The following is a 15,172-nucleotide window of genomic DNA, read 5'->3' on the forward strand; positions in this document are numbered from 1 at the left end:
TTTTGCGGGGGCAACGAACCGTGCGACTCGGGGCTTCGAACCTGACGTCAGATAAGTTGGCTGGAGGCCGATGACCTCCACGCCGTCATTCCGGGGCCGCGGAGCGGAACCCGGAATCCAGAGCCGCGACGCGCGTTCGACATGGCCCTTCCTGTGTTTCTGGATTCCGGGTTCGCCTGCGGCGATCCGGAATGACTGCGCGGGTGTCGTGACCGACCACGCAATCCGGCGAGCGGTCCGCCATCGTTTTGAAGCCGTCGCTCCGAAACCACGTCTGCCAGCCTTGCGGAATGAGAACAAAACGAGTACATCAATCGTCATCCGAGGCGCATTGAGCCTTGCTCCCACCCCATGCATAAGGATGCCGACGAATGGCCCAGCCAGCGCTGAAAGTTGTGGACGCTCCCATGGTGGACAAGGACAAGGCGAAGGCGATCGACGCCGCGCTGTCGCAGATCGAGCGCGCCTTCGGGAAGGGCTCGATCATGCGCCTGGGCAAGAACGCCCAGGTGGCCGAGGTAGAGGTGGTTTCCACCGGCTCCCTTGGGCTCGACATCGCGCTCGGCGTCGGCGGTCTGCCGCGCGGGCGCGTCATCGAGATCTACGGCCCGGAATCCTCGGGTAAGACCACGCTGGCGCTTCACACCATCGCCGAGGCTCAGAAGAAGGGCGGCGTCTGCGCCTTCGTCGACGCCGAGCACGCCCTGGACCCGATCTACGCTCGCAAGCTCGGCGTGCAGCTCGACGACCTGCTGATCTCGCAGCCCGACACCGGCGAGCAGGCCCTCGAGATCACCGATACCCTGGTGCGCTCGGGCGCCATCGACGTCCTCGTGGTCGATTCCGTGGCGGCGCTGACGCCCCGCGCCGAGATCGAGGGCGAGATGGGCGACAGCCAGCCCGGCCTCCAGGCCCGGCTCATGAGCCAGGCCCTGCGCAAGCTCACGGGCTCGATCTCGCGCTCGAAGTGCATGGTGATCTTCATCAACCAGATCCGCATGAAGATCGGCGTGATGTACGGTAGCCCGGAGACCACTACGGGCGGCAACGCCCTGAAGTTCTACGCCTCGGTCCGCCTCGACATCCGCCGCGTCTCGACCCTGAAGGATCGCGACGAGGCCATCGGCAACCAGGTCCGCGTGAAGGTGGTGAAGAACAAGGTCGCCCCGCCGTTCAAGCAGGTCGAGTTCGACATCATGTTCGGCGAGGGCGTCTCCAAGGTCGGCGAGCTCATCGACCTCGGGGTCAAGGCCGGCATCGTCGAGAAGTCGGGCGCCTGGTTCTCCTACAACAGCCAGCGCCTCGGCCAGGGCCGCGAGAACTCGAAGGGTTTCCTGCGGGACAACCCCGACATCGCCGCGAAGATCGAGGCGGCGATCCGCCAGAATTCCGGCATCCTCGCCGACAAGATCCTGGATACGGCCAAACCCACCGAAGAGGATCTGGACGAAGGCGAAGCCTGAGTTCCGGACCCGTCACCCGACATGAGAAAGCCGCCGGGCCCCGTGCCCGGCGGCTTTCTCGTGGTGCCTCGCTATTCACGCCGCCCGCGCCATCGCGAGGAAGCGGACGATTTTGGCGGGCAAATGCCCCGAATGACACGAGCGTGCCGAGGCGGCCTCGGCGACGTCACGGACGATGTCCTGGGTCGTCGGACCCTGCTGCTCGCGGGAGGCCGCGATGGTGGAGGCGACGCCGTTGATTTCGCGATCTCGCGGATACGTGCCGTGATGGCGGCGATCGCCGAGACTGCCTGACTCGTGGCGGACTGGATCTCGGCGATCTGGCAGGAAATCTCCTGGGTGGCCTGCGCCGTCTGCCTCGCGAGCCTCTGCACTTCCACGGGCGCCTGGATTAGGCCGCGGCGCGTCCTCCGACCATCAGCCCGGCGGTAGCACCTCGATGGCGATGCCGGCATAGAACGCCGCGAGGTCGGCGATCTCGGCATCCGACAGGCCCTTGGCGACGACATTCATGATCGCGTTGCTCCGGCGCCCGTCGCGGTACTCGGTGAGCGCCTTGACGAGGTACGGCTCGACCTGTCCCGCGAGGTTCGGGGCTTCCGGCAGCTTCGACAGCCCGTCCATGCCGTGGCAGGTCTGGCAGGCGGTGGCGGCCTTGCGGCCCGCCTTGGCATCGCCGGCCCGCGCCGGACCGATGGCGAGCCCGCTCAGGAGCGTGGCGGCGAGGAACAGGGCGGCGGCGGGATGGGGCATGCGGACTCCGGGGTCTGGGGCGATCGAGATATCCGCGCGCAGGCCGTCGAACCAGAAGCCGCAGGGCCAAGGGGCAGACGCGGCCGGCGGCCGGTGAGCCGGGCGGGCGCGCGGCCCGCCCCCCAAAAGGTCACTTCCCCTCGTATGAGATCCGGTAGATCGCCCCGGCCGTGTCGTCGGCGACGAGCAGCGAGCCGTCGAGGAACACGGCCACGTCCGCCGGGCGGCCGAGATACTCGCCGTCGCCCGTGAGCCAGCTCTCGGCGAACGGCACCGGCGCGCCCGCCTTGCCGTCCTTCTCCACCGGCACGAACATGATCCGGGCGCCGATGGGCGTGGTGCGGTTCCAGGAGCCGTGCTCGGCGATGAAGATCCCGCCGCGATAGGCGGCCGGGAACTGCTTGCCGGTGTAGAACGCCATGCCGAGGTCGGCCGCATGCGGCGGCAACTCGGCCTGCGGGAACACCGCCCCCTTCGGAGGCTCCTCGTCCTTGTACTCGACGGTGCGGACGGCGCCGCCGCCGAACCACGGGAAGCCGAAGAATTCCCCGGCCTTCGTGGCGCGGTTGAGTTCGCCCGGCGGGGTGTCGTCGCCCATGCCGTCGACCTGGTTGTCGGTGAACCACAGGGACTTGTCGGCGGGGCTGAAATCCATGCCGACGGAATTGCGGATGCCCGTGGCGAACACCTCGCGGTTCTTCCCGTCGGCATCCATCCGGACGATGCCGCCGATGCCGGTTCTGGCGTAGAGGTCGCGCTTCTCCGCCGGCGGCACGTTGTAGGGCTGGCCGAGGGACACGTAGGTCTTGCCGTCGGGGCCGATGCGGCAGATCCGGGCGGTGTGGTTGTAGCTCTCCTCCGCGGCCGGGATCAGCGCGCCCTGCTTGACCAGCACGCCGGCGGCGACGTCGGGGCTCTCGTAGAAGAACTCCGCCGCCGGGAACGACAGCACCCGGTTCTGTTCGGCGATGGTGAGCACGCCGTCCTTCGAGAAGCAGACGCCGTTGGGGATCTTGAAGTCGATGCCGGGCGCGAAGGCCCGGACCTCGTCGGCGACCCGGTCCTTGTCCCGGTCGGTCACCGTGTAGACCTTGGTCTTGCGGGTGCCGACGAACAGCACGCCGGCGTTGGGCCCGACCGCGATGGAGCGGGCATCGGGCACCACGGCGTAGAGGTCGATCCGGAAGCCCTCGGGCAGCTTGATCTTGCCCAGCGTCCGGCGGAGCGCATCGGCGCGGCGCCCGGTCTGGGGGATCTCGGGCGCCTCGGCCGTGCCCGTGCTCTGCATGCCCTGGAGCTTCTCCAAGGCGTCGGCCTTGGCCTTCGTCTCGGCGGGGGCGGCCCCCTGCGCCTGCGCCCCGAGGGGGGCCGAACCGAGGGTGACGCCGGCCAGAAGCGTCGCGACGAGGACGGATCGCATGGGGTACTCTCCCGGCTCCGCCCGCATGATCGGGGCGGTTGCCGGACGGACGTTACGGGCTTGCCAGTGGTCTCCACAAGGGGAGGGCCGTCCCCCGCGAGGGACGGCCCTCCCCGGGATGTCAATACGGCAGGATCTTGACGAACAGGCCCCACAGCACGAGCAGGATGCCGACCACCGAGACGCCCCAGATGATGGAGCGGATCTTCGGCACGCCGAAGCCGTAGACCGGCAGGTAGGCGAGGCGCCCGAAGAAGTAGAGGTAGGCGCCCAGCACCACCGCCGTGTTGTGGCGCCCGGTGGCGACGCAGGCGAGCACCAGGGCGGCGAAGATCGGGAACGTCTCGAAGAAGTTCTTCGAGGCCTTCTCCAGGCGGGCGGCCGCGCCCGTCACCTCCGGCGTCCGGCCCTCGCGGTTGCCGGCGGCCCAGGTGAAGCCGCCGCGCTGCTGCAAGCCGCTGTAGGAGGCGGCGATGATGTGGACGAGGCCGAGGAAGCAGGACCAGGCAAGGAGGCGGATTTCGACGGGCATGGGCGCGGTGTGTCCTTGGTCGGTGGTGATCCCCGTACCTAGACCATCGCGCGGGCGAGGGGCACCCGCCGGTGCGAAACGTGAAACCGCCCGTGACTTGAGCCGGAACCCTCCGTATGAGACGCCTGCGCGCGGACTAGCCGTCATGGCCGTCAGCACCGACCCGGCAGGGCCCACCGACAGAGTCTTTACAGCGATGAGCGGCGTCAACGAGATCCGGTCGACCTTCCTCGACTACTTCGCAAAGGCGGGCCACGAGGTTCTGCCGTCCTCGTCGCTGGTGCCGCGCAACGACCCGACGCTGATGTTCACCAACGCCGGCATGGTGCAGTTCAAGAACGTCTTCACCGGTGTCGAGAAGCGCACCTACAATCGCGCCACCACATCGCAGAAATGCGTTCGCGCGGGGGGCAAGCACAACGACCTCGACAACGTCGGCTACACCGCGCGGCACCACACCTTCTTCGAGATGCTCGGCAACTTTTCCTTCGGCGATTACTTCAAGCCGCAGGCCATCGAACTTGCTTGGGATCTGATCACCAAGGAATTCGGCCTGTCGAAGGACCGCCTGCTGGTGACGGTCTATGCCGACGACGACGAGGCCGCCTCGCTGTGGAAGAAGATCGCCGGATTCTCCGACGACCGGATCATCCGCATCGGCACCTCGGACAACTTCTGGCAGATGGGCGACACCGGCCCGTGCGGACCGTGCTCGGAGATCTTCATCGATCAGGGCCCCGGCCTGCAGGGCGGCCCGCCCGGCTCGCCCGACGAGGACGGCGACCGCTTCCTCGAATTCTGGAACCTCGTGTTCATGCAGTACGAGCAGGTGGAGCCGGGCAACCGCCTCGCCCTGCCACGCCCTTCCATCGACACCGGCATGGGCCTGGAGCGCATGGCCGCCATCCTCCAGGGGGTGACGAGCAACTACGAGACGGACCTGTTCCGCGCCCTCATCGACGCCGTGAGCCACGCCGTCGGCCGCCCGCCGGAGCCCGCCACCCGCGCCTCCTACCGGGTCGTCGCCGACCACCTGCGCGCCGCGTCCTTCCTCGTCGCCGATGGCGTGCTGCCGGGCAACGAGGGCCGGGGCTACGTCCTGCGCCGGATCATGCGCCGGGCCATGCGCCACCTCGAACTCCTGGGCTCCCGCGAGCCGGTGATGTACCGCCTGGTGCCGACCCTGGTGCGCGAGATGGGTCAGGCCTACCCCGAACTCACCCGCGCGGAGACGCTCATCGGCGAGACCCTGCGGCTGGAGGAGACCCGGTTCCGCCGCACCCTGGAGCGGGGGCTGGCCATCCTCGACGCCGAGACCCGCGACCTCGCGCAGGGCCAGAACCTGTCGGGCGAGACGGCCTTCACCCTCTACGACACCTACGGCTTCCCCCTCGACCTGACCCAGGACGCCCTCAAGGCGCGCGGCATCGGCGTCGACACCGACGCGTTCGGGGCCGCCATGGAGCGCCAGCGCAAGGCCGCGCGCGCCGCCTGGACGGGCTCCGGCGAGGCCGCCACCGAGACCGTCTGGTACGGCCTCAAGGAGCGCACCGGCGCCACGGAGTTCCTGGGGTATGAGACGGAGTCGGCCGAAGGCATCGTCACGGCTCTGCTTCGCGACGGCGCCGAGGTGGAGGCCCTGGAGGCCGGCCAGACCGGCCTCGCCCTCGTCAACCAGACCCCGTTCTACGCCGAATCCGGCGGTCAGGTCGGCGACACCGGTACGCTGACGGCCGCCGGCCTGAAGGCGCGGGTGACGGCCACCGAGAAGAAGCTCGGCGACCTCTTCGTCCACCACGTCACCGTGGACGAGGGCCGGCTCGCCCTGAACCAGCCCGTGGAACTCTCCGTCGAGGCCGATCGGCGCGCCGCCATCCGGGCCAACCACTCGGCGACCCATCTCCTGCACGAGGCCCTGCGCCAGGTGCTCGGCGACCACGTCGCCCAGAAGGGCTCCCTCGTCTCGGCCGAGCGCCTGCGCTTCGATTTCAGCCACCCCAAGCCCCTCGACGAGGCCGAGATCCGCGCCGTCGAGGACATCGCCAACGCCGTGCTGCTGCAGAACACCCCCGTGGTGACGAAGCTCATGGCGCAGGACGAGGCCGTGGCCTCCGGCGCCCGCGCCCTGTTCGGCGAGAAGTACGGCGACGAGGTCCGCGTCGTCTCCATGGGCCTGCCTGGGGCGGGCGGTAAGGCGTTCTCGGTGGAGCTCTGCGGCGGCACCCATGCGGCGCGCACCGGCGAGATTGGTCAGGTCTCCGTCGTCGCCGAGAGTGCCGTCGGCGCGGGGGTGCGCCGCATCGAGGCCCTGACGGCGGATTCCGCGCGGCGCTTCCGCGCCGAGGAGGGCCGCACCCTGTCGCAGATCGCCGGCCTGCTCAAATCCGCCACCGCCGACGTACCCGAGCGCCTGGCGAGCCTCATCGAAGACCGCCGCCGCCTGGAACGCGAACTCACCGACGCGCGGAAAAAACTCGCCATGGGTGGGGCCGGATCGGGCGGTGACGAGATCGTGGAGATCGGCGGTGTGAAGCTCCTGGCCCGCGTGGTCGAGGGCGTCGAGATGCGCGACCTCAAGAGCCTGGCCGACGAGGGCAAGAGCCGGATCGGCTCTGGCATCGTCGCCCTGGTGGGCGTCGCCCCCGACGGCAAGGCCGGTCTCGTCGTCGGCGTCACCGCCGACCTCACCGAACGGTTCGACGCCGTCGCGCTGGTGCGGGCGGGCGCCGGCCACCTCGGCGGCAAGGGCGGCGGCGGTCGCCGCGACATGGCCCAGGCCGGAGGACCGGAGGGCACGGGCGCGGCGGCGGCCCTGGACGCGATCCGGACGGCCCTGGCCGGATAGGATCGTGGTGTGCGCGTCGTCGGCCGGTTCGGTGAATTGCCGAGCCCGCCGTGCGACGCCGCAGCGGTACCGCGTACGGCCTTCGATCGCGCGCACCGTGCCGCAAGCTCGGTCCACGGGATCTGCCCCGCACGCCGGGGAATGCCGGCGGGCCCCCCGTGGGCACACGGTCGCGCGGCGCATCCCAGCACGGACCCGGGGGAGCCGACGGCCGACGATTCCTCGCGGCTTGCGGAGGCAGCGGCATGGAAAAGCGCCATCCCCGATGCCACCGGGCCTCCGACCCGCCCCTGAAGTTGCCTGCGGATTAGGCATATGACCTCAGCGTAGGCGCCGGCCGGGCCTGGGAATCCCGCCCGCCTCACCGCGTCGCGGCTGGAGGGCGTGGTGCGGTTTGTGCAGGATCGGCGATACGCTTCCCGGGCCGTTCGTGCGCGGCGAACGGTCCCGTGTGGCGTGGGCGGGCGCGGCCCCGCAACACCGGACCTCGCGCGCGCTCCGCCCCTGTGTCACCGCCCTGACCCGGACGTTCCATGCCCGAATGCCTCGTCTTCCGCGTGCCGACCCGGCACCCCGCCGACGTCTCGGGGGTGATGGACCTCATCGCCGCCGGCGCCGTGGCGGCGGATGAGATCGTGGCGATCTTCGGCAAGACCGAGGGCAACGGCTGCGTCAACGATTTCACCCGCCAGCTCGCCGTGATGGCCCTGGAGACCGCGCTCGCCGGCGCGATGGCGTGTACGCCCGAAGCCGTCGGCGGGCGGGTCGCCCTGGTGATGTCGGGCGGCACCGAGGGCGGCCTTTCCCCCCATCTCCTCGTATTGGCGCGCCGCGACGGCCCGGCCGTGCCCGGCGCGACGGCGCTGGCCATCGGCACCGCCTTCACGGCCGATTTCCGGCCCGAGGAGATCGGCCGCATGGCGCAGGTGCGGGCGACGGCAGCGGCGGTCGCCGAAGCCATGGCCCGGGCCGGGCTCGACGACCCGGAGGCCGTACATTTCGTCCAGGTGAAGTGTCCGCTCCTGACCAGCGCCCGCATCCAGGAGGCTGCCGCGCGCGGACGGGACGTCGCCACCCACGACACCTACGCCTCCATGGGCCTGTCGCGCGGGGCCTCCGCCCTCGGCATCGCCCTGGCCCTCGGCGAAGTGGCGGACGAGGACCTCGCCGACGCCGCCATCGGTGCGCGACGGGACCTCTATTCCGGCCGCGCCAGCGCCTCGGCCGGCATCGAACTCATGCGCAACGAAGTCATCGTGCTGGGCAACGCGCCCGGCTGGACCGGCCACCACGCCATCGCCCACCGGGTCATGCGCGACGGCATCGATTTTTTCGCAGTTCAGGGCGTGCTGGCGGATCTGGGCTTTCCCGGCTCCGGCCAACTGACGCCGGAGGAGTCGGAGCGCGTGGTCGCCCTGCTCGCGAAAGCCGAGCCCTCGCATGACGGCCTGATCCGCGGCCGGCGTCACATCATGAACGACGACAGCGACATCAACGCCACCCGGCACGCCCGCGCCCTGGTCGGTGGGGTCGCCGCCGCCGCCATCGGGCGCACCGACCTGTTCGTCTCCGGCGGCGCCGAGCACCAGGGACCCGACGGCGGCGGCCCTGTTGCGATCATCGCCCGCGTGAGGGACTGAAGCAATGCCCGACTTCGATCTCGCCATCCGGGGCGGCACCCTGGTCACCGCCACCGATACGTTTCGCGCCGATCTCGGCATCCGCGACGGGCGCATCGCGGGAATCGCCGCGCGGATCACGGATGCGGCCCGCACCCTCGACGCCTCCGGGCTCCTCGTGCTGCCGGGCGGCATCGACAGCCACGTCCACATCGCGCAGGATTCCGGCCCCGGCATCGTCATGGCGGACGACTTCGCCTCCGCGACCCGTGCGGCGGCGGCCGGCGGCAACACCTGCGTGATGCCGTTCGCGCTCCAGCCCCGCGGCGCCTCCCTGCGCGAGGCGACCCATGCCTACCGGGCGCTGGCGGAGGGCCAGTGCCACATCGATGTCGCCATCCACCTCATCGTCTCCGACCCGACGCCGGCGGTGCTCGGCCAGGAGCTGCCGGCCCTGATCGCCGAGGGCTACACCTCGTTCAAGGTGTTCATGACGTACGACGATCTGGTCCTGAACGACCGCCAGATCCTCGACGTGTTCGACGTGGCGCGGCGCGAGGGCGCCCGCGTCATGGTCCATGCCGAGGGCTACGACGCCATCCGGTACATGACCGAGAAGCTTGAGAAGGCCGGCGAGACCCGCCCGTTCGGGCATGCCCTGTCCCGGCCGCAGGTGGTGGAGCGCGAGGCGGCGCACCGGGCGATCGCGCACGCCGAACTCGTGGATCTCCCCATCGTCATCGTCCACGTCTCGGGCGCGGAGGCCATGGAGCAGATCGCCTGGGCCCGGGAGCGCGGCCTGAGGATCCACGCCGAGACCTGCCCGCAATACCTGACGCTCACCGCCGACCACATGAAGGGCCTCGGCGCCGACGACCCGATGGCGGGGGCGAAATACGTCTGTTCGCCGCCGCCCCGCGAGGCCTCCAACCAGGCCGCGATCTGGCGCGGCCTCCAGACCGGCCTGTTCGACGTGGTCTCCTCCGACCACTGCTCGTTCCGCTACGACGACGTTCAGGGCAAGCTGAACCCGCGCGCGAGAAGCGCGTTCCGCTGGGTGCCGAACGGCATCCCGGGCATCGAGACCCGTCTGCTGATCCTGTTCTCGGAGGGCGTCTCGGCGGGCCGCATCTCCCTCAATCGCTTCGTCGAACTCACCGCCACGAATCACGCCAAGCTCTACGGGCTCTACCCGCGCAAGGGCTCCATCGGCATCGGGTTCGACGCCGACCTGACCCTCTGGGACCCGAACCGGCGCGAGACGATCCTGCAGGCCAACCTCCACCACGGCGCCGATTACACGCCCTGGGAGGGCTTCGCGGTGACGGGTTGGCCGGTGGCGACCCTCGCGCGGGGTGAGATCGTCGCCGAGGACGGGCGGGTGACCGGCGCACTCGGCCATGGACGGGTGCTCGACCGGGTTGTGCAAGCCGATCCCCCGGTCTGATCGGACGCCGCGACATCGGATGCGAATCGGGTATCGTCTGGCCCGCCCCTTGCTGGGATGCGGGTCGGGAGACAACGCATGGACGTCGAGCTGATCCGCCTGACCAAGCGCTACGGCCACACCACGGCCGTGGACGGCATCGACCTGAAGGTCCGCTCGGGCGCCTATTGCTGCCTGCTCGGCCCCTCGGGCTGCGGCAAGACCACCACGTTGCGGATGATCGGCGGGCACGAGACCGTGTCCTCCGGCGACGTGGTCATCGGGCCGAAGGCGGTGGGCGATGCCACCCCGGCCGAGCGCGGCACCGCGATGATGTTCCAGAGCTACGCCCTGTTCCCCCACCTCAACTGCCGCGACAACGTCGCCTTCAGCCTGAAGATGCGGGGCATCGGCAAGACCGAGCGCCGGGCCAAGGCGCTCGCCATGCTCGACCTCGTGCAGATGGCGCATCTGGCCGAGCGTCTGCCGGCCCAGCTCTCCGGCGGCCAGCAGCAGCGCGTGGCGCTGGCCCGGGCCCTGGTCACCGGACCCAAGGTCCTGCTCCTCGACGAGCCGCTCTCGGCCCTCGATCCGTTCCTGCGGGTGCGGATGCGGACCGAATTGAAGCGGCTCCAGGCCGAACTCGGCATCACCTTCATCCACGTCACCCACAGCCAGGAGGAGGCGATGGCGCTGTCCGACCTCGTGGTGGTGATGAACGGCGGCCGCATCGAGCAGGCGGCCGACCCCCGCACGATCTTCGAGCGCCCCGCCACCGCCTTCGTCGCGCGCTTCATCGGCGGCCACAACATCATCCGCCTGCCCGATGCGACGGAGGTCGCCGTCCGGGCGGACCGGATGCGCCTCGGGGCGGAGGCGGGGCCCGGGGCGGTGCCGGCGCGCGTCGTCTCCGTCGAGTATCAGGGCACCAGCGTGCATGTGGGCTTCGAGGCCGACGGCCTCGGCGGGAGCGGCGCGACCGCGCTCACGGCCGTCATCGACGACGGCGCCTATGCCGGCCACCCTCTCGCGCTGGGCCAGACCGTGCCCCTCGGCTGGGATGCCGCCGCCGCCCATCGCCTGAGCGCCTGAACCGTTTCTCACTGCGTACGAGGAATCCGCATGACGACCACGATCAAGCTGAGCCGCCGCACCCTGCTGCGGGGCGCGGGGGCCACCGGACTGGCCCTCGGCGCCGGCCCGATCACCGGCTTTCCCAACGTGATCGCCGCCGAGCCCGTGACCCTGCGCTACCTCGGCACCGCCGTGAACCAGTCCGGCGACATCGCCCGCAAGGTGAAGGAAGATCTCGGCATCACCCTCGAGTACATCCCCGTCGTCACCGACGAGGTGACGAAGCGCGTGGTGACCCAGCCGAACTCGTTCGACCTCCTCGACACCGAGTTCTTCAGCCTGAAGAAGCTCATCCCGTCGGGCAACATCCAGGGCATGGATGCGCGCCGGATCAAGCAGGCCGACAACATCACCCCGGTCTTCACCAAGGGCGAAGTGGCCGGAAAGAAGATCGGCGACCAGGGCACCGCCCCGAAGAAGGTGTTCTACCTCGAGGGACAGAACTCGAAGAATTTCGCCGGCTCGGCCACCGAGTGGATCACCCTGATCCCCACCACCTACAACGCCGACACGCTCGGCATCCGGCCAGACCTGATCAAGCGCCCGATCACGAGCTGGAAGGAACTCCTGAACCCCGAGTTCAAAGGTAAGGCCTCGATCCTCAACATCCCGTCCATCGGCATCATGGATGCCGCCATGGTGATCGAGGCCACCGGCGACTACACCTACCCCGACAAGGGCAACATGACGAAGGCGGAGATCGACCGCACCATCAAGCTGCTGATCGAGGCCAAGCGCGCCGGCCAGTTCCGCGCCTTCTGGCAGGATTTCAACGAATCAGTGAACCTGATGGCGTCCGGCGAGACGGTGATCCAGTCGATGTGGTCGCCCGCCGTCACCAAGGTGCGCTCGCAGGGCGTCGCCTGCACCTACCAGCCCCTCAAGGAGGGCTACCGCGCCTGGGCCACGGGCTTCGGCCTGCCCAAGACCCTGACGGGCCGCAAGCTGGATGCGGCCTACGACTTCATCAACTGGTTCCTGTCCGGCTGGGCCGGCGCCTACCTCAACCGCCAGGGCTACTACTCGGCGGTGCTGGAGACGGCCAAATCCCACATGGAGCCCTACGAGTGGGCCTACTGGATGGAGGGCAAGGCCGCCGAGAAGGACATCAAGGGCCCGGACGGCGGCGTGCTGGAGAAGGCCGGCGCCACCCGCGACGGCGGCTCCTTCGAGGCCCGCATGGGGGGCGTCGCCTGCTGGAACGCGGTGATGGACGAGAACACCTACATGGTCCGCAAGTGGAACGAGTTCATCGCCGCGTGAGCGGGAGGACGGATGTTCGCGGCCCCGTGTGTCGGAGCCGGGCGATCGTCGGTGACACGGCGCGCGAACGGCCGAGCGGTCACCGCTCTCCCCGCAAGAGGGGAGAGGGTTTCTCGTACGCAGGAGTAGAGCCATGACCGACATCGCCCTCCCCGCCCTCGCGAAAACCCCGACCGCCGCGGCCTCGACCACCAGCCTCACCGCCAAGACGCGGCGGCGCCGCGCGCTGGCCTATCTCCAGGCCGCCCCGCTGGCGCTGGTGTTCCTGGTGTTCTTCGTGGTGCCGCTGGCACTGACCCTGATCGTCAGCTTCTGGTCCTACAACGAGTACGAGATCATCCCGGCCTTCACGGTGCAGAACTACATCGACGTGTTCGAGGGCTGCCTCAACACGGCGGACGCCTGCACAACCGTGCGGACCTACCTCTCGACCCTGAAGTTCTGCGCCCTCACCTGGGTCTTCACCCTCGTGATCGGCTTCACGGTGGCGTATTTCGTCGCCTTCCACGTGCGTTCGAAGACGATGCAGATGGCGCTGTTCCTCGTCTGCACGATCCCGTTCTGGACCTCGAACGTGATCCGGATGATCTCCTGGATCCCGCTGCTCGGCCGCAACGGTCTCGTCAACGACACCCTGATGGGAATGGGCCTCATCAAATCCCCCATCGAGGGCCTTCTCTATTCCGACTTCTCGGTGGTGCTCGCCTTCGTCCACCTCAACACGGTCTTCATGATCGTGCCGATCTTCAACAGCATGGCGCGGATCGACCGTTCGCTGATCGAGGCGGCCTACGATTCCGGCGCCACCGGCTGGCAGACCCTGTGGAACGTCGTGGTGCCGCTGGCCAAACCCGGCATCGCCATCGGATCGATCTTCGTGATCACCCTGGTGATGGGCGACTTCGTCACCGTCGGCGTCATGGGCGGCCAGCAGATCGCCTCGGTCGGTAAGGTCATCCAGGTCCAGATGTCGGCCCTGCAACTGCCGGCGGCGGCGGCCAACGCGGTGGTGCTGCTCGGTGCCGTGATGCTGATGATCGTGGCGATGACCCGCCTGATCGACCTGCGGAAGGAACTCTAGCGTTGAGCGACCGACCCCGCTCCCCCGCCTTCTATGCCCTCGCGGCGTTCTTCGCCCTGTTCGTCGCCTTCCTGTACGGCCCGACGCTGACCATCCTGGTCCTCAGCTTCCAGGGTCCGCAGGGCGGCCTCACCTTCCCGATGAACGGGGTCTCGACGCACTGGTTCGGCAAGCTCTGGGCCGGTCTCGGCATCGTCGACATCTGGGGGGCGCTGTGGCGCTCGCTCCGCCTCGGCTTCGTGGTGATGGGCCTCACCGTGGTCATCGCGTTCTTCGCCGGCCTCGCCTTCCGCAAGCGCTTCCGCGGCGAGGGCGCGCTGTTCACCATCGCGGTGGCGAGCCTGATCGTGCCCTCCATCGTGGTCTCGCTCGGGATCGGCCTGGAATTCCGCCTCCTCGACGATGCGGTGAACTGGGCGGCGGCCGCCACCGGCTGGGGCTGGCTGCAGGAGCACGGCACCCTGATGGGGCTCTACACCTCGGCGCTGGGCGCGCACCTGACCTGGACGCTGCCCTTCGGCCTCCTCATCATGTTCGCGGTCTTCAACCGGTTCGATCCGGCCTACGAGGAGGCCGCCCGCGATCTCGGCGCCACCGGCGCACAGACCCTGCGGCACGTGGTGGTGCCGATCCTCGGCCCCTCGCTCGTCGGCGTCGCCCTGTTCGGCTTCACCTTGTCCTTCGACGAACTCGCCCGCACCAGCCAGGCCATCGGCGGCCGCAACACCCTGCCGCTCGAACTCCAGGGCCTCACCACCACCGTCACCACGCCGGAGATCTACGCGCTCGGCACCCTGACCACGGGCATGTCGCTCGCCGTCATCGGCCTCGCCCTCGGAACGAGCCTTTACCTCCAGCGGCGCAAGGCGAAGGCCGGGCTGCGCCTCGGCTAGGACTTCCGAGAACGGTTCGGGGCGGAAAGCCCGTGCGGGCTATCCTGGGATAATGCATGCGCAGGGAGGACGCTTACGATCCGCGCATCATCGGCGTTTTTACAATAGGGGCTGGTGACCGGGAGAGATTTGGGCTTCCGCCTATGTGGCAAAGCGAAGTTGCTATGCACCCGGTTTCCAACAACGCTCCCATGACCATGCTGCTGCGCAAGCTCGACAGCATCGCCACCCTCTCGGATGAGGAGCAGGAGGCCGTTCGCAACCTGCCGGTCAGAATCCGGACCCTCGAGCCGAGACAGGATATCGTGCGGGAGGGCGACATGCCCTCGCAATGCTGCCTGGTCCTCGAAGGCTGGCTGTGCCGCTACAAGGTGTTGGGGGACGGGCGCCGCCAGATCTTCTCGTTCCACATTCCCGGCGACACCCCCGATCTGCAGAGCCTCCACCTGCCGGTGATGGATCACAGCCTCGGCACCATGACCGTGGCCACGGTGGCGTTCATCCCGCACGACAGCCTGCGCGACCTGACCCTGCGCTTCCCGCGCCTCGGGGCGGTGCTGTGGCGCGACACCCTGATCGACGCGGCGATCTTTCGGGAATGGATGACCGGCATGGGTCGCAAGTCGGCCTATGGCCGGATCGCGCACCTGTTCTGCGAGATGTACCTCAAGCTCGAAGCGGTGGGCCTCGCCGGCGATCACCGCTGCCCCCTGCCGATCACCCAGACCGAACTCGGCGATGCG

General features: G+C 69.2%; 12 protein-coding genes and 1 pseudogene. 9 read left to right on the plus strand and 4 right to left on the minus strand.

Translation table 11 applies throughout. The features are described from left to right. Positions 1–371 precede the first annotated feature (371 nt). Positions 372–1,463, plus strand: coding sequence for a recombinase RecA (recA, locus tag ASF22_RS10355; protein ID WP_056169360.1), 1,092 nt, complete (start codon positions 372–374; stop codon positions 1,461–1,463). A 75-nt stretch (positions 1,464–1,538) separates the two neighbouring features. On the opposite strand, the pseudogene ASF22_RS24845 reads toward recA, so the two are convergent. From ASF22_RS24845 to ASF22_RS10370, 4 genes and pseudogenes are all read right to left on the minus strand, one after another. Beyond that, positions 1,539–1,840: pseudogene (locus ASF22_RS24845) on the minus strand (methyl-accepting chemotaxis protein); the annotation flags it as partial. A 40-nt stretch (positions 1,841–1,880) separates the two neighbouring features. Then, positions 1,881–2,216 carry a cytochrome c gene (locus ASF22_RS10360; protein WP_056263865.1) on the minus strand — a complete coding sequence of 112 codons (336 nt, stop codon included), beginning with the start codon at positions 2,214–2,216 and terminating at the stop codon, positions 1,881–1,883. Between the two features lie 130 nt (positions 2,217–2,346). Continuing rightward, entirely contained in the window at positions 2,347–3,636 is a 1,290-nt protein-coding gene (locus ASF22_RS10365) for a PQQ-dependent sugar dehydrogenase (RefSeq protein WP_056263866.1), read from the minus strand. Between the two features lie 121 nt (positions 3,637–3,757). Beyond that, positions 3,758–4,168: an MAPEG family protein gene (locus ASF22_RS10370; protein WP_056263868.1), complete on the minus strand. Its 411-nt coding sequence runs from the start codon at positions 4,166–4,168 to the stop codon at positions 3,758–3,760. 196 nt (positions 4,169–4,364) lie between these two features. Here ASF22_RS10370 and alaS point away from each other — a divergent pair, with 196 nt between their 5' ends. The 8 genes from alaS to ASF22_RS10410 form a co-directional block, all read left to right on the plus strand. After that, positions 4,365–7,013: an alanine--tRNA ligase gene (gene alaS / locus ASF22_RS10375; RefSeq protein ID WP_056169372.1), complete on the plus strand. Its 2,649-nt coding sequence runs from the start codon at positions 4,365–4,367 to the stop codon at positions 7,011–7,013. A 533-nt stretch (positions 7,014–7,546) separates the two neighbouring features. Further along, on the plus strand, positions 7,547–8,653 hold the full coding sequence (locus ASF22_RS10380; RefSeq protein ID WP_056263870.1) for a ring-opening amidohydrolase: 1,107 nt from the start codon (positions 7,547–7,549) through the stop codon (positions 8,651–8,653). Positions 8,654–8,657: 4 nt separating this feature from the next. Beyond that, positions 8,658–10,079: a dihydropyrimidinase gene (gene hydA / locus ASF22_RS10385; RefSeq protein WP_056263873.1), complete on the plus strand. Its 1,422-nt coding sequence runs from the start codon at positions 8,658–8,660 to the stop codon at positions 10,077–10,079. Positions 10,080–10,157: 78 nt separating this feature from the next. After that, complete coding sequence (locus ASF22_RS10390; protein ID WP_056263875.1) at positions 10,158–11,150, plus strand: ABC transporter ATP-binding protein; 993 nt, start codon at positions 10,158–10,160, stop codon at positions 11,148–11,150. 30 nt (positions 11,151–11,180) lie between these two features. Beyond that, positions 11,181–12,455, plus strand: coding sequence for an extracellular solute-binding protein (locus tag ASF22_RS10395; protein ID WP_056263877.1), 1,275 nt, complete (start codon positions 11,181–11,183; stop codon positions 12,453–12,455). 133 nt (positions 12,456–12,588) lie between these two features. After that, complete coding sequence (locus tag ASF22_RS10400; protein ID WP_056263878.1) at positions 12,589–13,536, plus strand: ABC transporter permease; 948 nt, start codon at positions 12,589–12,591, stop codon at positions 13,534–13,536. 2 nt (positions 13,537–13,538) lie between these two features. After that, positions 13,539–14,429 (plus strand): ABC transporter permease, encoded by an 891-nt coding sequence (locus tag ASF22_RS10405; protein ID WP_056263880.1) that lies wholly within the window; start codon positions 13,539–13,541, stop codon positions 14,427–14,429. Positions 14,430–14,593: 164 nt separating this feature from the next. Beyond that, the coding region (locus tag ASF22_RS10410) for a Crp/Fnr family transcriptional regulator (protein ID WP_056263882.1) at positions 14,594–15,172 on the plus strand (579 nt) is incomplete at its 3' end.

It is taken from the genome of Methylobacterium sp. Leaf87 (assembly GCF_001422775.1).
In the GTDB taxonomy this organism is placed as follows: domain Bacteria; phylum Pseudomonadota; class Alphaproteobacteria; order Rhizobiales; family Beijerinckiaceae; genus Methylobacterium.